This is a genomic window from Agrobacterium larrymoorei (genome assembly GCF_030819275.1).
In the GTDB taxonomy this organism is placed as follows: Bacteria; Pseudomonadota; Alphaproteobacteria; order Rhizobiales; family Rhizobiaceae; genus Agrobacterium; species Agrobacterium larrymoorei_B.
Genome location: NZ_JAUTBL010000002.1, coordinates 1,724,798 through 1,741,612, shown reverse-complemented (window position 1 = coordinate 1,741,612; position 16,815 = coordinate 1,724,798). Strand labels below are relative to the sequence as shown.

Annotated in this window: 21 protein-coding genes; 17 read left to right on the top strand and 4 right to left on the bottom strand. The window is 56.8% G+C overall.

The genetic code is table 11. The features are described 5' to 3' along the window. The first annotated feature begins 1 nt into the window (after position 1). From rpsN to rplQ, 13 genes are all read left to right on the top strand, one after another. The gene (rpsN, locus tag QE408_RS17110) at positions 2-307 is read left to right on the top strand and encodes a 30S ribosomal protein S14 (RefSeq protein ID WP_062427529.1); all 306 of its coding nucleotides are present in this window, start codon (positions 2-4) and stop codon (positions 305-307) included. A gap of 12 nt (positions 308-319) precedes the next feature. Next, positions 320-718 carry a 30S ribosomal protein S8 gene (rpsH, locus tag QE408_RS17105; RefSeq protein WP_306933236.1) on the top strand — a complete coding sequence of 133 codons (399 nt, stop codon included), beginning with the start codon at positions 320-322 and terminating at the stop codon, positions 716-718. Between the two features lie 42 nt (positions 719-760). Further along, positions 761-1,294, top strand: a complete 534-nt coding sequence (gene rplF / locus QE408_RS17100) for a 50S ribosomal protein L6 (RefSeq protein ID WP_062427527.1) — start codon at positions 761-763, stop codon at positions 1,292-1,294. A 12-nt stretch (positions 1,295-1,306) separates the two neighbouring features. After that, positions 1,307-1,669, top strand: a complete 363-nt coding sequence (rplR, locus tag QE408_RS17095) for a 50S ribosomal protein L18 (RefSeq protein ID WP_062427526.1) — start codon at positions 1,307-1,309, stop codon at positions 1,667-1,669. A gap of 128 nt (positions 1,670-1,797) precedes the next feature. Continuing rightward, entirely contained in the window at positions 1,798-2,367 is a 570-nt protein-coding gene (gene rpsE, locus QE408_RS17090; RefSeq protein WP_027677412.1) for a 30S ribosomal protein S5, read from the top strand. Between the two features lie 11 nt (positions 2,368-2,378). Further along, complete coding sequence (rpmD, locus tag QE408_RS17085) at positions 2,379-2,585, top strand: 50S ribosomal protein L30 (RefSeq protein WP_062440744.1); 207 nt, start codon at positions 2,379-2,381, stop codon at positions 2,583-2,585. Positions 2,586-2,601: 16 nt separating this feature from the next. After that, the gene (gene rplO / locus QE408_RS17080; protein ID WP_306933230.1) at positions 2,602-3,081 is read left to right on the top strand and encodes a 50S ribosomal protein L15; all 480 of its coding nucleotides are present in this window, start codon (positions 2,602-2,604) and stop codon (positions 3,079-3,081) included. A 341-nt stretch (positions 3,082-3,422) separates the two neighbouring features. Beyond that, positions 3,423-4,763, top strand: a complete 1,341-nt coding sequence (gene secY / locus QE408_RS17075; protein ID WP_306933228.1) for a preprotein translocase subunit SecY — start codon at positions 3,423-3,425, stop codon at positions 4,761-4,763. Further along, positions 4,760-5,374, top strand: coding sequence for an adenylate kinase (locus QE408_RS17070; RefSeq protein ID WP_306933226.1), 615 nt, complete (start codon positions 4,760-4,762; stop codon positions 5,372-5,374). The genes secY and QE408_RS17070 overlap by 4 nt, the downstream gene beginning before the upstream one ends. A 224-nt stretch (positions 5,375-5,598) precedes the next feature. Next, positions 5,599-5,967, top strand: coding sequence for a 30S ribosomal protein S13 (gene rpsM / locus QE408_RS17065; protein ID WP_306933224.1), 369 nt, complete (start codon positions 5,599-5,601; stop codon positions 5,965-5,967). 137 nt (positions 5,968-6,104) lie between these two features. Beyond that, positions 6,105-6,494, top strand: a complete 390-nt coding sequence (gene rpsK, locus QE408_RS17060) for a 30S ribosomal protein S11 (protein WP_062427519.1) — start codon at positions 6,105-6,107, stop codon at positions 6,492-6,494. 185 nt (positions 6,495-6,679) lie between these two features. After that, positions 6,680-7,690 (top strand): DNA-directed RNA polymerase subunit alpha, encoded by a 1,011-nt coding sequence (locus QE408_RS17055; protein WP_003495228.1) that lies wholly within the window; start codon positions 6,680-6,682, stop codon positions 7,688-7,690. Between the two features lie 117 nt (positions 7,691-7,807). Then, a complete protein-coding gene (gene rplQ / locus QE408_RS17050) occupies positions 7,808-8,233 on the top strand; it encodes a 50S ribosomal protein L17 (RefSeq protein WP_062427518.1) in 426 nt (141 codons plus the stop codon). A 485-nt stretch (positions 8,234-8,718) separates the two neighbouring features. Here rplQ and QE408_RS17045 read toward each other — a convergent pair whose 3' ends face one another. Next, the gene (locus QE408_RS17045) at positions 8,719-9,096 is read right to left on the bottom strand and encodes a hypothetical protein (RefSeq protein WP_306933217.1); all 378 of its coding nucleotides are present in this window, start codon (positions 9,094-9,096) and stop codon (positions 8,719-8,721) included. A 188-nt stretch (positions 9,097-9,284) separates the two neighbouring features. Further along, complete coding sequence (locus tag QE408_RS17040) at positions 9,285-10,148, bottom strand: DUF817 domain-containing protein (protein ID WP_444876276.1); 864 nt, start codon at positions 10,146-10,148, stop codon at positions 9,285-9,287. Between the two features lie 70 nt (positions 10,149-10,218). Between QE408_RS17040 and QE408_RS17035 the strand changes: the two genes are divergently transcribed. After that, positions 10,219-10,632: a ribosomal maturation YjgA family protein gene (locus tag QE408_RS17035; protein WP_373465563.1), complete on the top strand. Its 414-nt coding sequence runs from the start codon at positions 10,219-10,221 to the stop codon at positions 10,630-10,632. Here QE408_RS17035 and msrQ read toward each other — a convergent pair. Both msrQ and msrP read right to left on the bottom strand, forming a co-directional pair. Continuing rightward, positions 10,607-11,263: a protein-methionine-sulfoxide reductase heme-binding subunit MsrQ gene (gene msrQ / locus QE408_RS17030; RefSeq protein WP_306933215.1), complete on the bottom strand. Its 657-nt coding sequence runs from the start codon at positions 11,261-11,263 to the stop codon at positions 10,607-10,609. The genes QE408_RS17035 and msrQ overlap by 26 nt on opposite strands. Position 11,264: 1 nt before the next feature. Continuing rightward, positions 11,265-12,206, bottom strand: coding sequence for a protein-methionine-sulfoxide reductase catalytic subunit MsrP (msrP, locus tag QE408_RS17025; protein WP_306933214.1), 942 nt, complete (start codon positions 12,204-12,206; stop codon positions 11,265-11,267). Positions 12,207-13,090: 884 nt separating this feature from the next. Here msrP and QE408_RS17020 point away from each other — a divergent pair. The 3 genes from QE408_RS17020 (at position 13,091) to ilvD (ending at position 16,786) form a co-directional block, all read left to right on the top strand. After that, a complete protein-coding gene (locus QE408_RS17020; protein ID WP_306933212.1) occupies positions 13,091-13,906 on the top strand; it encodes a helix-turn-helix domain-containing protein in 816 nt (271 codons plus the stop codon). 136 nt (positions 13,907-14,042) lie between these two features. Next, positions 14,043-14,759, top strand: coding sequence for an N-acyl homoserine lactonase family protein (locus QE408_RS17015; protein ID WP_306933210.1), 717 nt, complete (start codon positions 14,043-14,045; stop codon positions 14,757-14,759). Between the two features lie 191 nt (positions 14,760-14,950). Next, positions 14,951-16,786, top strand: coding sequence for a dihydroxy-acid dehydratase (gene ilvD, locus QE408_RS17010; RefSeq protein WP_306933208.1), 1,836 nt, complete (start codon positions 14,951-14,953; stop codon positions 16,784-16,786). The last annotated feature ends 29 nt before the right edge of the window (positions 16,787-16,815 follow it).

Sequence of the window (16,815 nt, the reverse complement as noted above, 5' to 3'; positions counted from 1 at the left end):
TATGGCGAAAACAAGCGCAGTTGAAAAGAACAAGCGCCGCCGCAAGACAGTTGCCTCCCAGGCCGGCAAGCGTGCCGCCCTCAAGGCCATCGTCATGAACCAGTCCCTTCCGATCGAAGAGCGGTTCCAGGCAACTCTGAAGCTCGCTTCGCTGCCGCGTGACGGCTCGAAGACGCGTATCCGCAACCGCTGCGAAGTAACGGGCCGTCCGCGCGCGTTTTATCGCAAGCTCAAGATGTCGCGTATCGCGCTTCGTGAGCTGGGCAATTCCGGCAAGGTGCCGGGCATTGTCAAGTCGAGCTGGTAAGGAGACGGGCACATGACCATGACTGATCCTTTGGGTGATATGCTCACCCGCATCCGCAATGGTGCTTCCCGTCGCAAGTCTTCGGTTAGCACACCAGCTTCCAGCCTCCGCGCACGCGTTCTCGACGTGCTGCAGGCTGAAGGCTACATCCGCGGTTATTCCAAGGTCGAATTTGAAAACGGCAAGTCCGAGTTCACCATCGAGCTGAAGTACTACGAAGGTGCGTCGGTGATCCGTGAGATCGGCCGCGTATCCAAGCCGGGCCGCCGAGTTTATGTCTCGGTCAAGTCCATTCCGCAGGTCGCGAACGGCCTCGGCATCACCATCCTTTCGACCCCGAAGGGCGTGATGGCCGATCACCAGGCTCGCGAACAGAACGTTGGTGGCGAGGTTCTCTGCTCGGTCTTCTAAGGCCGAGCAAGGATCTCCGTAACGGACAGACAGGATAGAAATATGTCTCGTATCGGTAAGAAGCCCGTTCAGGTTCCCGCAGGTGTGACGGCCAACGTTGAAGGCCAGAAGATTACTGCCAAGGGTCCGAAGGGCGAACTGTTCTTCGTCGCAAATGACGATATCCAGCTCAAGCTGGAAGACAACGGCGTTTCGGTACAGCCGTCCAATAACACCAAGGAAGCTCGTTCCAAGTGGGGCATGTCCCGCACGATGATCGAGAACATCTTCAAGGGTGTTAAGGATGGCTACGAGCGCAAGCTCGAAATCAACGGCGTCGGTTACCGTGCCGCCATGCAGGGCAAGAACCTGCAGCTGGCTCTCGGTTTCTCGCATGACGTCGTTTACGAGCCGCCGCAGGGCATCACCATCGCCGTGCCGAAGCCGACGGAAATCATCGTTTCCGGCATCAACAAGCAGCAGGTCGGTCAGGTTGCCGCGGAAATCCGCGAATACCGTGGTCCCGAGCCCTACAAGGGCAAAGGCGTCAAGTACGCTGAAGAACGGATCGTCCGCAAAGAAGGCAAGAAGAAGTAAGGAACTCGCGAAATGGCTAGCAGGAAAGAAGCACTTGCACGTCGTGCGAACCGTGTACGCCGCCAGCTCAAGGCGGTTGCTAACGGTCGCCCGCGCCTGTCGGTTCATCGCTCGTCGAAGAACATCTACGCTCAGATCATCGATGATGTTGCAGGCAAGACGCTCGCGTCTGCCTCCACGCTTGAAGCCGATCTGCGCTCGTCGCTGAAGACCGGCGCTGACGTTGCGGCTGCTGCCGTCGTTGGCAAGCTGGTTGCCGAGCGCGCTGGCAAGGCTGGCGTCAAGGATGTCGTATTCGACCGTGGTGCATTCATCTATCACGGCCGCGTCAAGGCCCTGGCAGATGCTGCCCGCGAAGGCGGTCTGAACTTCTAAGACTTTATCCACCCGGGCGCATGGCGCACCGGGTGGATTTTCACCGGGCCAACCGGACTTCAGCAATGGAGCCGGAGGGCCTACTTTCGTTTGCCGTTCGATACCGGAAAAGAAAAAGGAAAAGGACAATGGCACAGGAAAAAAGAGGTTCTCGCGACGATCGCCAGAACCGCGAAGAACGCGATAGCGAATTCGTCGACAAGCTGGTCGCGATCAACCGCGTTGCAAAGGTTGTTAAGGGTGGCCGTCGTTTCGGCTTCGCCGCTCTCGTCGTCGTTGGCGACCAGAAGGGCCGCGTTGGCTTTGGTCACGGCAAGGCTCGTGAAGTTCCAGAAGCAATCCGCAAGGCAACTGAAGCTGCCAAGCGCGATCTTATCTTCGTTCCGCTGCGCGATGGCCGCACGCTGCACCACGACGTCAACGGTCGCCACGGCGCAGGCAAGGTTCTGCTTCGCTCCGCCAAGGCTGGTACCGGTATCATCGCTGGTGGTCCGATGCGCGCTGTTTTCGAAACGCTCGGCGTTCACGACGTTGTTGCCAAGTCCACGGGCTCTTCGAACCCGTACAACATGGTTCGCGCAACGTTCGACGCTCTGAAGCATCAGGTTCATCCGAAGGACATCGCTGCTCAGCGCGGTCTGAAGTATGCAACCCTTCAGGCACGTCGCGTCGCATCCGGCGTCGCTTCTGAAGAGTAAGGATCTGGATCATGGCCAAGAATACAACTGAAGCCAAGAAGACTGTTACGGTTGAACAGATCGGCAGCCCAAATCGCCGCCCGGAGATCCAGCGTCAGACGCTGATCGGCCTGGGTCTTAACAAGATGCACCGTCAGCGCACGCTGGAAGATACGCCTTCTGTTCGTGGCATGATCCGTGCGGTCCAGCATCTCGTTCGCGTCGTAGACGAGAAGTGAGACGGAGGAACCTATCATGAAACTCAATGAAATCAGAGACAACGAAGGCGCCACCAAGGATCGTATCCGCGTAGGTCGCGGTATCGGCTCCGGCAAGGGCAAGACCGGTGGTCGCGGCGTCAAGGGTCAGAAGGCTCGTTCGGGCGTTGCCATCAACGGCTTCGAAGGCGGTCAGATGCCAATCTACCGTCGTCTGCCGAAGCGCGGCTTCAACAACATCTTCGCTTCCGAATACGTGACCGTTTCGCTCGGGCGCGTTCAGGCCGCGATCGATGCTGGCAAGCTCGACGCCAAGGCAACGGTCGATGCCGCTGCGCTCAAGGCTGCTGGCGTGATCCGTCGTCCGAAGGACGGCGTGCGCATCCTGGCCGACGGCGAGCTGACGGCAAAGGTGGCTTTCGAAGTCGCAGGCGCTTCCAAGCCTGCGCTTGAAAAAATCGAGAAGGCTGGTGGCTCCATCAAGCTTCTCGTTGTTGCGCCGGAAGCTTCCGAGTAATATATGATGTCTGAACGCCCGGGGTGTTTCGCCCCGGGCGTTTCTCTTTACGCTACGTAAGTCTTTGAAAATCTAATCGATTTGACGGAAATGCGCAGCGACTCATTGCGATCTCGCATGTCTCGCGCTCAAAATGCCGCAGCATGCAGCGCAAGTGAGAGCCTCACAGTTCTTGAACTCCCTTGGGGGAGGGGATAGGACATACGAAAACAAGGGTGAGGCATGATTGCGGCGTGACAGTCGCTTTCCGTCCGAAGCCCGGTTTTTGAACCAGTATCTTTATGGACCCTGCCGGAGACGCCGTTCACCGTGCTGCTGGATAGGGTCATGCGGAGAATTTTATGGCTTCAGCAGCGGAACAACTGGCCTCAAACCTGAATTTTTCGACCTTCGCCAAGGCTGAAGATCTGAAAAAGCGCCTCTGGTTTACCCTTGCCGCACTTCTCGTCTATCGCCTCGGCACGCATATTCCGCTTCCCGGTCTGAACCCGGAAGCCTATGCCCAGGCATTTCGCGGTCAGGCGAACGGCATTCTCGGTCTCTTCAACATGTTTGCGGGCGGCGCCGTCGAGCGCATGGCGATCTTCGCGCTCGGCATCATGCCTTACATCTCCGCTTCGATCATCGTGCAGCTGATGACCTCTGTCGTGCCGTCGCTGGAAGCGTTGAAGAAGGAAGGCGAAGCAGGCCGCAAGATCATCAACCAGTATACCCGCTACGGCACGGTCCTGCTCGGTACGCTCCAAGCGTATGGCATTGCCGTTGGTCTCGAAAGCGGTGCTGGCCTCGTTGTCGATCCGGGTTTGTTCTTCCGCGTCTCCACCGTCCTCACGTTGCTTGGCGGCACGATGTTCCTGATGTGGCTCGGCGAGCAGATCACCTCGCGCGGTATCGGTAACGGTATTTCGCTGATCATCTTCGCGGGTATCGCTGCAGGTCTGCCGAAGGCTCTGGCCGGTACTCTGGAACTTGGCCGTACCGGTGCGCTTTCCACGACGCTGATTCTCACCGTCGTTGTCGTCGCAATCCTGGTGATCGCGCTGATCGTCTTCGTCGAACGCGCCCAGCGCCGTCTTCTGATCCAGTATCCGAAGCGTCAGGTCGGCAACCGCATGTTCCAGGGCGATACGTCGCACCTGCCGCTGAAGCTGAACACTGCCGGTGTTATCCCTGCGATCTTCGCGTCTTCGCTGCTGCTCCTGCCAGCGACGGCTGCGGGCTTTACCAACAGCACGAACCTTCCGTCCTGGGCGACGACGATTATTGCGTCTCTCCAGCACGGCCAACCGCTCTTCATGCTGTTCTACGGCCTGCTGATCGCGTTCTTTGCCTTCTTCTACACGGCGATCGTGTTCAATCCGAAGGACACGGCAGATAACTTGAAGAAGCACGGCGGCTTTATTCCCGGCATTCGTCCGGGTGAGCGCACCGCAGAGTACATTGACTACGTGCTGACACGCATCACGGTCGTCGGCGCCATTTATCTTGTCTTCGTTTGTATCCTTCCTGAGACACTTATTGCCCGTACAGGCATACCGTTAGCCCTTGGTGGTACTTCGCTTTTGATCGTAGTCAGTGTAACTCTGGATACTGTTGCGCAAATCCAGGGCCACCTGATTGCTCAGCAATATGAGGGGCTGATCAAGAAATCGAAACTGCGTGGAGGAAAGAGGGGACGATGAGACTGATATTTTTGGGACCGCCAGGTGCAGGCAAGGGAACACAGGCCAAGCGTCTGACGGACAAGTACGGCATTCCGCAGCTTTCCACCGGCGATATGCTGCGTGCGGCTGTCACTGCTGGAACGGACATCGGCAAGCGCGCCAAGGCGGTGATGGATGCCGGTGGTCTCGTGTCGGACGATATCGTCAACCAGATCGTGTCCGAGCGGATCGAGCAGGCTGACTGTGCGAATGGATTCATTCTCGATGGCTACCCGCGCACCGTGCCGCAGGCCAAGGCTCTGAGCGAGAACCTGCAGCAGAAGAATATTCAGTTGGATGCGGTCATCGAGCTCAAGGTCGACGAGGAGGCGCTGGTGCGCCGAATCGAAAACCGCGTTGCCGAAACGGTTGCGGCGGGCGGCACCGTTCGCTCGGACGACAATCCGGAAGCATTCCGCAAGCGCCTCTCCGAATATCGCGAGAAGACTGCGCCCCTTTCCGAGTATTACCGTGAGCAAGGCGAACTCGTTGTGCTGGACGGCATGGCCGATGTGGATGCGGTGACCGCCGCAATCGCTGGCGCCTTGGAAAAGGACAACAGCCCGGCAGCTTCTGCCGCGCGGATCTAAAGAATCTTGGCGGGGCCGGTTGCTTTTTTGAACCGATTCCGTTAAACACCGCGCCAACTCGCGACAACCCAAGCGACTGGCGCGGATTTTCCTTTAGGGAAGGAAGATCCGGGTTCGGTCGTTTTGACTTGTGACGAACAGGAATTTGAACTGGCGGCAGCATCGTGCCGCTCAAATGGAAGCACCACTTGCCGGATGGCAACTGGAACGCAAGGAGAATAGACGTGGCACGTATCGCTGGCGTCAACATCCCGACGGCTAAGCGCGTTGTTATCGCTTTGACCTATATTCACGGGATCGGTCCGAAATTCGCGCAGGAAATCATGGACAAGGTCGGTCTCGCAGCCGACAAGCGCGTTCATCAGCTGACGGATGCTGAAATCCTTCAGATCCGCGAAACCATCGACCGCGACTATCAGGTCGAGGGTGATCTTCGTCGCGAAACCGCGATGAACATCAAGCGTCTTATGGACCTCGGTTGCTACCGTGGCCTGCGCCACCGCCGCGGCCTTCCGGTTCGCGGTCAGCGCACGCACACCAACGCTCGCACCCGTAAGGGTCCGGCGAAGGCTATCGCGGGCAAGAAGAAGTAATTTTCCGTTTATGCGGAAGGGGAGGCTGGTGCGAACCGCGCCAGCCTTTCTGAGTTTGGTGCGATGCTCGCAAGCGGGTTGAGTGCCGGTGTAGCCGCTGGTGTTACGGCGGTGAAGAGATCAATGAAAGGACTATCATGGCCAAGGAAGCCGCACGCGTACGCCGTCGCGAACGCAAAAATATCACGTCGGGTGTAGCGCACGTCAACTCGACCTTCAACAACACGATGATCACCATCACCGACGCACAGGGCAACGCTATTGCCTGGTCGTCTGCCGGTGCAAAGGGTTTCAAGGGTTCGCGTAAGTCGACCCCGTTCGCTGCCCAGATCGCTGCTGAAGATTGCGCTAAGAAGGCTCAGGAACACGGCATGAAGTCGCTTGAGGTCGAGGTTTGCGGTCCGGGTTCGGGTCGTGAGTCCGCACTTCGCGCTCTGCAGGCTGCCGGTTTCCTCATCACTTCCATCCGCGACGTGACGCCGATCCCGCACAACGGTTGCCGCCCGCGCAAGAAGCGCCGCGTCTAACGCGTTCTGTCTGGAGGTTCCGCCTTTCCATCGGTTTGGCGGAATTTTCGCGTAATCGGCGTGTGGTTGCCGGCGTGGCCGGTGTGCTTACGCTTGAAACCCTCCGATGAACCTTGGCGGTTCCTCTCGGTGATCATGCTCGGTCCGCCACGATTGGATGGTGGCGGCGAACGGAAGGTTTAAAGATGATTCAAAAGAATTGGCAGGAACTGATCAAGCCGAACAAGGTCGAGTTCACGTCCTCCAGCCGCACCAAGGCAACGCTCGTTGCTGAGCCGCTGGAGCGTGGTTTCGGTCTGACGCTCGGCAACGCGCTTCGCCGCGTACTCCTGTCGTCTCTGCGTGGCGCTGCTGTAACGGCCGTGCAGATCGACGGCGTTCTGCATGAATTCTCCTCCATCCCCGGAGTTCGGGAAGATGTGACGGATATCGTGCTCAACATCAAGGAAATCGCCATCAAGATGGACGGCGATGACTCCAAGCGCATGGTCGTGCGCAAGCAGGGTCCAGGTGCCGTGACCGCTGGCGATATCCAGACGGTTGGCGACATCGAGATCCTGAACCCAGACCATGTTATCTGCACGCTCGACGATGGCGCTGAAATCCGTATGGAATTCACCGTCAACAACGGCAAGGGCTATGTGCCTGCAGAGCGTAACCGCGCGGAAGATGCCCCGATCGGCCTCATCCCTGTGGACAGCCTTTATTCTCCGGTCAAGAAAGTGTCCTACAAGGTGGAAAACACCCGTGAAGGCCAGGTTCTCGACTATGACAAGCTGATCATGACGATCGAGACCAACGGTTCGGTTTCCGGTGAAGACGCCGTTGCCTTTGCCGCTCGCATTCTTCAGGACCAGCTTGGCGTCTTCGTCAACTTCGACGAGCCGCAGAAGGAAGCAGAAGAAGAATCGGTTACGGAACTGGCGTTCAACCCGGCACTTCTCAAGAAGGTCGACGAGCTCGAGCTGTCTGTTCGTTCGGCAAACTGCCTGAAGAACGACAACATCGTTTACATCGGCGATCTGATCCAGAAGACCGAAGCGGAAATGCTTCGCACGCCGAACTTCGGTCGCAAGTCGCTCAACGAAATCAAGGAAGTTCTCGCTTCCATGGGCCTGCATCTCGGCATGGAAGTGCCTGCATGGCCGCCAGAGAACATTGAAGATCTCGCTAAGCGTTACGAAGACCAGTACTAACAAAGAAAAGGCAGGCCCTCAAAGACTGCCTTTCCCCGTCAAACAGCAGACCAGTCGTCTGCATGTGCCAGGAAACGGCAGGACCGGATAGGGAACCTGCACTAAAGGAGAATAGCAATGCGCCACGGAAATTCAGGCCGCAAGCTCAATAGAACCGCCAGCCACCGCAAGGCAATGTTTGCCAACATGGCTGCTTCGCTCATCACCCATGAGCAGATCGTCACCACTCTGCCGAAGGCGAAGGAAATTCGCCCGATCGTGGAAAAGCTTGTCACGCTCGGCAAGCGCGGCGACCTGCACGCTCGTCGTCAGGCCATCTCGCAGATCAAGGACCAGGACGCCGTCCGTAAGCTCTTCGACGCGATTGCAGCTCGTTACGCAAACCGTAACGGTGGCTACATCCGCATCATGAAGGCCGGTTTCCGCCAGGGCGACAACGCAGCTATGGCTGTTGTTGAATTCGTCGAGCGCGATGTTGACGCCAAGGGCGCAGCCGACAAGGCTCGCGTTGCTGCTGAGACGGCTGCTGCCGAAGCTGCATAAGCTTCGCGCTTAAGCATTTAGAATTGAAGAGCTGGGTGAGCGATCACCCGGCTTTTTTTGCTTGTTTCGTCGAGTGCGTAAAGTGGTTCGTCGACGGCGGGCGGCTGCTGGAAGACCGGTTCGAAATGCCGCACAACTCCCAAGTTCGCGCGCTGCGCCTCAAGTCCGCTCCTAGCTGCGAGTATGACAACAACGCGGATTGCGTCCGGCCACACGGGCTCGTGCAGGCAGACTTTGAGCCGTGGCGGTTAACAGGTCCAAAGGCGGCGTGAAAACACTCTCCATTTTTTGGGAAAGGGGCTTGCTAAGGCCGGAAGATTGCGCGATGTCCTCGGGCGTAATATGACGCCCAGCGCCATCAGTTCTGCTCATCTGCTCATGAGACCATGTAGCAAGCTCGTACCGATGCTACTATCGCTGCGCACCTTCGTTGTGCGGCTATTGCGAAATTCCCTGGTACTCCATCCACGGGATGCTTGATCACCCTACTGATTGGCTGGAAAACGCGCGTCGCACATCGTGACGAAGCGCTTCATGGAGTCGGGGTCTTTGGCGAAGATCGCGGACATGGTGTCGACGTGCTTCTGCAAGTAAGTAAGTGCTTCCGATTTCGACATCCTGTTCTCTTCAAAGGATGCCTCCGCCATCGCAGCAAGTTTGTTAAACCTGCTCTCATAGTCCTTGGCCTGCGCTCTTGCCTTGGCGGATTTGGGACCGTCGTTCAACGCGTGGGCATTGATGAGGAAGGTTGCACCGCACTGGAACATGTAATCGGTTTCGGATGGGCCAGGTTTAATGGTGGATGCCGCCAGAGCCGGGGACGCGGACAGGCTTGCCAGAAGAATGAACATACCAATACGCAACGCCAGTTCCTTTCAAGAGAGGCAGAACGTTTCGTGGTCATCACGCATATCTTCACGACGTCATGTCGGCGACTGTCATATGGCAGACGACGGAACAATAAACGTCATCTAGAGATCTGTAAATTGTCGTTTCTCATAGGATTTTTGACAGGAAACCATATCTTCAGGTGCGGGCCAAAGCGGAGTTTCTACTCCGGGATGAAGATTCGATGTTTAATATGTTTCAAATGGCAGACGATGGTGAACGTCATGATAACAAGTAGGGACCATGAACTCCATTTACCGAGGCTGACGGCTGACCATGCGCCTAGCTGGTTGGGGTAGCTCCAGATGGCGAAGAAGGTAGAAATGTTTTCCGCCAGCCAGACGAAGAAGCCGATGAGGATGAAGGAGAGAAGCAGTGGCATCTCTCTATCCTTGTCATAGGGGCGATAGGTGACGCTGGTACGGGCATAGAGGCCTAACGCACAGGCAGCGATATACCAGCGATAATCGCCGATATAGTGATGTGTGAAGAAGTTGGCGTAGATCGCAAGTGCGATTAGCGTTGCCATCCAGTAAGGTGGATGATGGCGAATTCGCAGGTCGAACAGCCGCCATGCTTGAATGATGTAGCTACCGACCGCTGCGTACATGAAGCCTGAGAATAAAGGTACACCGAAGACTTTGCTATATGCGAAGTCCTGGTATGACCATGATTGAATGCTGCCGGATGTCTTGAACAATTCCAGCGCGAAGCCAACAATATGAAAGAGAAAGATCGCCTTCGCCTCATCGAGCGTCTCGAGCTTGCTCCAGATCATGAAGATCTGGATCGTCAATGCGATGACGAGAAGGACATCGTAGCGTGGCACGCCAAATAGCCCTGCACGCGGCACCACAAAGATTGACAGGAAGAATAGCCCGGCAAACAAGCAGGCTCTGGCATTCTTCAGGCCGAAATAGAGAAATTCGATGACGAAGCGCTTTACGCCGCTCAAGCTTCCCCAAGGCCGGGCATCGCAAAGATAATGATCCAGGAAATGACAGGCGTGTTGCCGGAAACATTGTATCGGATACCAAAGTGCAAGCTCCTGTTTACCGACTGGGCGACTTGGGGTGAGGGAATCGGCGTGAAGCAGAATGATGATGATCGATAGCGGCAAATTTTACGCGTCCCGACTGCTGCTCCTGTCAAGCCTCATCCTCGTCATTCTGGCAGGATTGGCGTTGCGGCGTTACGGATACACGATCGGGTTGCCGTTCATCGTTGTCAAATATGGCGGTTCGGTGTTGTGGGGCGCTATGGTCTATCTTCTGGCGGTGCTGCTCTTTGTGAACTACAGGACGCGGCTTTTCATCATCGCTGTTGCGTGCTGCTTCTCTGTTGCTGTGGAGTTGTTGAGGCTGGTGCATTTCCCGGCGCTGGATGCATTCCGCGACACGGCGACCGGCACCTTGCTGCTGGGTCGCGTGTTTTCGCCATGGAACATCGTTTGTTATTTAGCCGGTATCGGAATGGCTGCCGCTGTCACGCGGCAGTTCGAGAGGCTGTAGCGGCTTTGCGTGCTCTGCGCCGTGCCATGATTGTTGGCCGGATGAAACGATAGCCAATCAGGAGGACGGTAAGGGTGATATAGAATGCCGGCTCCAGCGTCAGGCTCTTGCGTGCCAGGACGAAATGAAGAAGGGCGACGATGAGCACCGGATATGCGAGTTTGTGCAGCGTGTTCCAGCGCGAGCCCAGCTTGCGGATGGACCAGCGGTTGGAGGTCAGAGCCAGAGGCAGAAGCATCGCCAATCCTGCCATGCCGAACATGATGTAGGGACGCTTGAGAATATCGCCGACGATGGAGCTGAAGATAAGCCCACGGTCGAGCGTGAGGTAAACGGCGAAATGCGCCAGCACATAATAGAAGGCCAGCAGGCCGAGCGCGCGTCGATAGGCAATCAGGTTGATGTTGAAAAGGTCGCGCAATGGTGTCACCAGCAGGCCGAGGCAAAGGAAGCGCAAAGCCCAGATGCCAAGCAGATGCTCGAAATCCTTGACGGGGTTGAAGCCAAGCCCGCCCGTCGCGGCCAGGTAAAAATACCAGAGACCGGGACAGAGGCCGAGAAGGTAGAGCGCCCAGATGGCAGCGGGCTGGTAGCGTTTGGCCAATGAAGGCAGGGGCAGGGCGAATGCCATGTCAGTAATTCGCCTTCAAGTCCAGGCCGGTATAGAGGCTCGCAACGTCCTCATAACCGTTGAACATCAGGGTCGGCCGGTTCTTGACACTGAAGAAGCCGCCTTCGCCGATGCGCTGCTCGGTGGCCTGGCTCCAGCGGGGATGGTCTACGTTTGGATTGACGTTGGAATAGAAGCCATATTCGCGTGCGTTTGAATTTTTCCAGGTTGTTTCGGGCTGCTTTTCCACCAGCGAAATGCGAACGATCGACTTGATGCCCTTGAAGCCGTACTTCCACGGGACCACAAGGCGGATCGGTGCACCGTTCTGGTTTGGCAAGGTCTCGCCATAGAGGCCGACCGCCAGGATGGTCAGTGGATGGCGGGCCTCGTCGAGGCGAAGGCCTTCGACATAGGGCCAGTTAAGTGGCTGGAAGAGCCCGCTCTGTCCCGGCATCTCATCAGGGCGAACAACGGTCTCGAAGGAGACGAATTTTGCACTGCCAAGTGGCTCGACCTTATCCAGCAGAGTTGCCAGCGGGAAGCCGATCCACGGGATCGCCATCGACCAGCCCTCGACACAGCGCATGCGGTAAGGGCGTTCTTCGAGATCAAACTTCATCAGCTCTTCAAGCCCGAACTCCTTCGGCTTGCCGACCAGGCCGTCCACCTTCACCGTCCAGGGTGTCGGTTTGAACTTGCCCGCGTTTTCCTTCGGATCGGACTTGCCGACGCCGAATTCGTAGAAGTTGTTGTAGCTGGTGACGGCATCGAGAGGCGTCAGCTGTTCATCAAGCTTGTAGGCCCCGGGCTTCGCCGTCAGCGGCGCTGCGACCGCTTCGCGACCTGTCAACCCAATGGCCGCGAGCCCCGCCGCCGTGCCAAGAAAGTTGCGCCTTGAGAGATAGACGCCACGCGGCGTGATTTCGGTGGAGGCGATCCGGGGAGGGCGATAGACGGGCATCAAAATCTCCTGAGAAACAGGTGCCGCACGGGATGTGCAGGATGAGGCAGGTTCGTATGATATGATCCTGATTTACGGCAAACAACAGGCGTCAGTCATTCAATCGCGCGAAAGTGAAGGAAGGTTTTTAGGCGAATGAAAGAGGATATTTGCCTGGCTGGCTGAGTTTCGACCTACCATTCAGATAGGCGGCCTTTGAAGTGCCTCGGTCCGTCCAAGGATAAGAGATATTTCGCCAATTTTTTTTCGTGGACGCAGGACCAACTGAACTCTGGTATCGTTGTTCTCGCCTTCAAAAAGATCGAAAGCTCTTTGGTCCCGAAAACCGATCGAGTCTCTGCCCGTGTTGAACGAACACGGCAAAGGGCAGCTGACATACAATTTGTGTGCTTCGCCATCCTCTGGACGCAAGAGGTCGACGCTTACCGTGATCCCAATGTCCGGCCTCGATATCAGGTCGCATTTTCCTCGGCGTGCGCAAATAGCTTCCCCGATCAAAGGTTCCTTCAACGATTTTAGCAGGAGGGCTGCCTGTACATGTTCAACTTTTTGCTCTGTTGTTTGAGCGCTGCAGGAGAATGACACCAAGAACGCTAACACTATCAATGCCCGATTCCATAATGAGACGTTCAGCGCAATTTTGTGGGAGACTATGGAGGTTCTCATGCGCGTCCTTTCTATGCGTTATGACGTGCAATATCGTTCTGAATGTCACTTCAGGTCTTGAGAAAATCAAGCTGCGTGCCTTACGATATGGTTGCAGATCACGGCACGAAGTCGACATCGAGTAGGAAGGTCTCGTTCAGTCTTGGGAACCACCTTGGTCGCGTTTCAGCAGGATGCGTCTACACCGTTCGGCCCAACACGATGTAAAAGGTTTTGCCTTGCTTGAGATCGTTTCTCCTACTGACAGTCTCAAGTCTGTCGTTCATTCCTACTGGTTTATCGAAGATTTAACCGGTCGATATTCTCGCGATCTCATCCGCACAAGTCCGATCCCGCTGGCCGTATTGTCCATCAATATGGGGCGCCCCAATATGCTTGCGGAGGGTGGTACGGTGCCCGATGTGTCGCTGCTTGGGCTTCAGACACAAGCGCGCGCCTGGAAGTCTGTCTCCGGAACGAGATTCGTCATGATGATGCTGACGATCAAAGGCTTTGTTCGCCTGTTTCCGAATATGGGTATCGGCAGCGCGGACAGGCTGCTGGATTTCTCCGATGTGTTCGGTGATCCGTCCGCGCGAGTGCTGAAATCCAGTATTGGTGAAGGTCAGACGTCTCAACGAATTGCATCGGTTCTGGACGGGTGGATTGTCCGGAGAATGAACAAGGGTTCTTCTTCCTTCGAAAGTCGGCAGCTTGCCGTCGCGTATGATGTGATCCGCGCGGGAGGCCTCGTGGAGGCTGCCGCTCAACATGTGGGTATGGGTTCCCGACAGTTACACCGATTGTTTGTGCGGCATATCGGAGTCGCACCCAAACAGGTCGCGGATATTGAACGGCTTCACCATAGCCTGAGTGAGGTTCAAAGGGGCGGGAAGAGTTCACTCGAGGGGTATAGCGACCAGAGCCACCAGATCAGGCAGTGGCGTCGGCGGCTAAACCTTACTCCTGGCGCCTACGCTGAGACTTCCGATCAGCAAATGGAGCGCTATTTCGGTCAGGCGCAGAATGTGCCTCCGCTGTCCTACTATCTTTGAATGAGCTGTCCGATTTGTTCAATACAGCCTGACTTCTCTGGAAGAAGGTCATGCTTCATCGAAACAAATCTGCGGACCGATAGGTGAAGGATCATACTCCCTTCATCTGCAACGGCTTCGCCGAGGAGCGAATATCGTGCGGCTTTTTCTTCTTCATCTTGGTACAATGCAGCCGGGAGATGTCCCGGTCCCAGCCTATCTGATCCAAACGCCTGAGGGTATCGTCATTCTTGTCGATACGGGATGGCCGCGTTCCTTTGTCGACAATCCTCGAGATCCACCCGGTTTGTCGATTGAGATATCTCAGGAAGACACGGTTCTGGCTCGTTTGGCACAGATCGGTCTCGCGCCCTCGGATGTGGACTATGTCATTTGTACCCATCTCGATGACGATCATTCGGGTAATCATGATCTTTTTCCGGGCGCAGAGTCTATCATCCAGCGCGTTCATTACGATCTCGCCAAAAGTGGACATGCGCGCTTTTCCGCCAATAGATCGGCCTGGGATCACCCCTCATTGAAGTACCGGCTCGTCGATGGCTATGTCGAGCTTGTTCCGGGCGTCGTGCTGCTGGACACGAGTGGGCATGTGCCAGGGCATCAGTCTGTCCTGGTTCGCCTTCCAACGTTTGGCAATGTGGTGCTTGCAGCCGATGCTGTCATGGCGCACTCGATGTCGGACGCGTCGACCCGTGAGATATTCATGACAGATATGGATGATGAAGCTGCGATCCGGCGCAGCACCCAGAAAATCGCCGATGTGGCGGCAAGGGAAGGAGCGGCACTTGTCGTTTATGGCCACGACTCCGAACAGTGGAAGACGCTGCGACATTCTCCTGATTTTTATGAGTAGCCATTTAAGCATGGCAGAGGCCCAAAGCAGCGCGGCAAAACAGTACCGTACCGCACCGTACTGTTTTGTCGCAAGGTGACAGTGACAGGAGTTTTCGAATGGAGTAGAAGACGCGTCAGATTTAAGCGGGCAGCGCATGCATGCGCCTGGGAGATGCGCCCGCGAGTTTGAGAGAACCGAGGAATAACGAGATGCCTGTCTATCGCTCCAGAACGACAACCCATGGCCGTAACATGGCGGGTGCGCGTGGCCTTTGGCGCGCCACCGGCATGAAGGATGGCGATTTCGGCAAGCCGATCATTGCGGTCGTCAACTCCTTTACCCAGTTCGTGCCTGGTCACGTTCACCTGAAGGATCTCGGCCAGCTCGTCGCGCGCGAGATCGAGGCGGCTGGCGGTGTTGCCAAGGAATTCAATACGATCGCGGTGGATGATGGCATCGCCATGGGTCACGATGGCATGCTCTATTCGCTGCCTTCGCGCGAGATCATCGCGGACTCGGTCGAGTATATGGTCAATGCGCATTGCGCTGACGCCATGGTCTGCATTTCCAACTGCGACAAGATCACGCCAGGCATGCTGAATGCTGCCATGCGCCTCAACATCCCGGCCGTGTTCGTCTCCGGTGGTCCAATGGAAGCCGGTAAGGCCGTTCTGCACGGTAAGAAAGTCGCGCTCGATCTGGTCGATGCCATGGTCGCGGCCGCCGACGACAAGGTTTCCGATGAAGACGTCAAGGTCATCGAGCGTTCCGCTTGTCCGACCTGCGGTTCCTGCTCGGGCATGTTTACCGCCAACTCGATGAACTGTTTGACCGAGGCGCTCGGCCTTTCTCTGCCCGGCAACGGCTCGACGCTCGCCACGCACTCGGATCGCAAGCGCCTCTTCGTTGAAGCGGGTCATCTGATCGTCGATCTGGCACGTCGTTATTACGAGCAGGACGACGAAACCGTTCTGCCGCGCACCATCGCTTCCAAGGCGGCGTTCGAGAACGCCATGTCGCTCGATATCGCCATGGGTGGTTCCACCAACACCGTTCTGCATATTCTGGCGGCGGCCCATGAAGGCGGCGTCGACTTCACCATGGAAGATATCGACCGCCTGTCGCGCAAGGTACCTTGTCTTTCCAAGGTCGCGCCTGCCAAGCAGGACGTGCATATGGAAGACGTGCATCGGGCTGGCGGCATCATGCGTATTCTGGGTGAACTGGATCGCGGCGGTCTCATCAATCGCGATTGCCCCACGGTTCATGAGCCCACGCTCGGCGACGCTATCGACCGTTGGGATATCACCCGTACCAATTCCGAGACCGTACGCGAGTTCTTCAAGGCAGCGCCAGGTGGCGTGCCGACGCAGGTTGCCTTCAGCCAGTCTTCGCGCTGGGACGATCTCGATACCGATAGCGAAAATGGCGTCATCCGCTCAGTCGAAAAGCCTTTCTCCAAGGACGGCGGCCTTGCGGTTCTTTACGGCAACATCGCGTTGGATGGCTGCATCGTGAAGACAGCGGGCGTTGATGAAAGCATCCTCAAGTTCAACGGAACGGCTGTCGTTTACGAGAGCCAGGACGCGGCGGTGAAGGGTATTCTGTCTAACGAGGTCAAGGCTGGAGACGTCGTCGTCATCCGTTACGAAGGCCCGAAGGGCGGCCCGGGCATGCAGGAAATGCTTTATCCGACCAGCTACTTGAAGTCGAAGGGTCTCGGCAAGGCTTGCGCTTTGATCACCGATGGTCGTTTCTCCGGCGGCACGTCTGGCCTCTCCATCGGTCACGCTTCTCCTGAAGCGGCCCAAGGCGGCGCCATTGGTCTCGTGCGTCAGGGCGATCTTATCGAGATCGACATCCCGAACCGCACCATCAACCTCAAGGTTTCGGATGCCGAGTTGGCAGCGCGTCGCGCAGAGCAGGACCAGCTTGGCTGGAAGCCCGCCGAGTTCCGCAAGCGCAACGTCACGACAGCGTTGAAAGCCTATGCTGCTTTTGCATCCAGCGCTGACAAGGGTGCAGTTCGCATTCTGCCGGAGTGATTGTCCTCGGCTTTCTGGATAGTCCAGCT

Excerpts from the sequence above, each read along its gene's own strand:
- rpsN (WP_062427529.1), top strand. The coding sequence starts at position 2 with ATGGCGAAAACAAGCGCAGTTGAAAAGAACAAGCGCCGCCGCAAGACA.
- rpsH (WP_306933236.1), top strand. The coding sequence starts at position 320 with ATGACCATGACTGATCCTTTGGGTGATATGCTCACCCGCATCCGCAAT.
- rplF (WP_062427527.1), top strand. The coding sequence starts at position 761 with ATGTCTCGTATCGGTAAGAAGCCCGTTCAGGTTCCCGCAGGTGTGACG.
- rplR (WP_062427526.1), top strand. The coding sequence starts at position 1,307 with ATGGCTAGCAGGAAAGAAGCACTTGCACGTCGTGCGAACCGTGTACGC.
- rpsE (WP_027677412.1), top strand. The coding sequence starts at position 1,798 with ATGGCACAGGAAAAAAGAGGTTCTCGCGACGATCGCCAGAACCGCGAA.
- rpmD (WP_062440744.1), top strand. The coding sequence starts at position 2,379 with ATGGCCAAGAATACAACTGAAGCCAAGAAGACTGTTACGGTTGAACAG.
- rplO (WP_306933230.1), top strand. The coding sequence starts at position 2,602 with ATGAAACTCAATGAAATCAGAGACAACGAAGGCGCCACCAAGGATCGT.
- secY (WP_306933228.1), top strand. The coding sequence starts at position 3,423 with ATGGCTTCAGCAGCGGAACAACTGGCCTCAAACCTGAATTTTTCGACC.
- QE408_RS17070 (WP_306933226.1), top strand. The coding sequence starts at position 4,760 with ATGAGACTGATATTTTTGGGACCGCCAGGTGCAGGCAAGGGAACACAG.
- rpsK (WP_062427519.1), top strand. The coding sequence starts at position 6,105 with ATGGCCAAGGAAGCCGCACGCGTACGCCGTCGCGAACGCAAAAATATC.
- QE408_RS17055 (WP_003495228.1), top strand. The coding sequence starts at position 6,680 with ATGATTCAAAAGAATTGGCAGGAACTGATCAAGCCGAACAAGGTCGAG.
- rplQ (WP_062427518.1), top strand. The coding sequence starts at position 7,808 with ATGCGCCACGGAAATTCAGGCCGCAAGCTCAATAGAACCGCCAGCCAC.
- QE408_RS17035 (WP_373465563.1), top strand. The coding sequence starts at position 10,219 with ATGATGATGATCGATAGCGGCAAATTTTACGCGTCCCGACTGCTGCTC.
- msrQ (WP_306933215.1), bottom strand. The coding sequence starts at position 11,263 with ATGGCATTCGCCCTGCCCCTGCCTTCATTGGCCAAACGCTACCAGCCC.
- msrP (WP_306933214.1), bottom strand. The coding sequence starts at position 12,206 with ATGCCCGTCTATCGCCCTCCCCGGATCGCCTCCACCGAAATCACGCCG.
- ilvD (WP_306933208.1), top strand. The coding sequence starts at position 14,951 with ATGCCTGTCTATCGCTCCAGAACGACAACCCATGGCCGTAACATGGCG.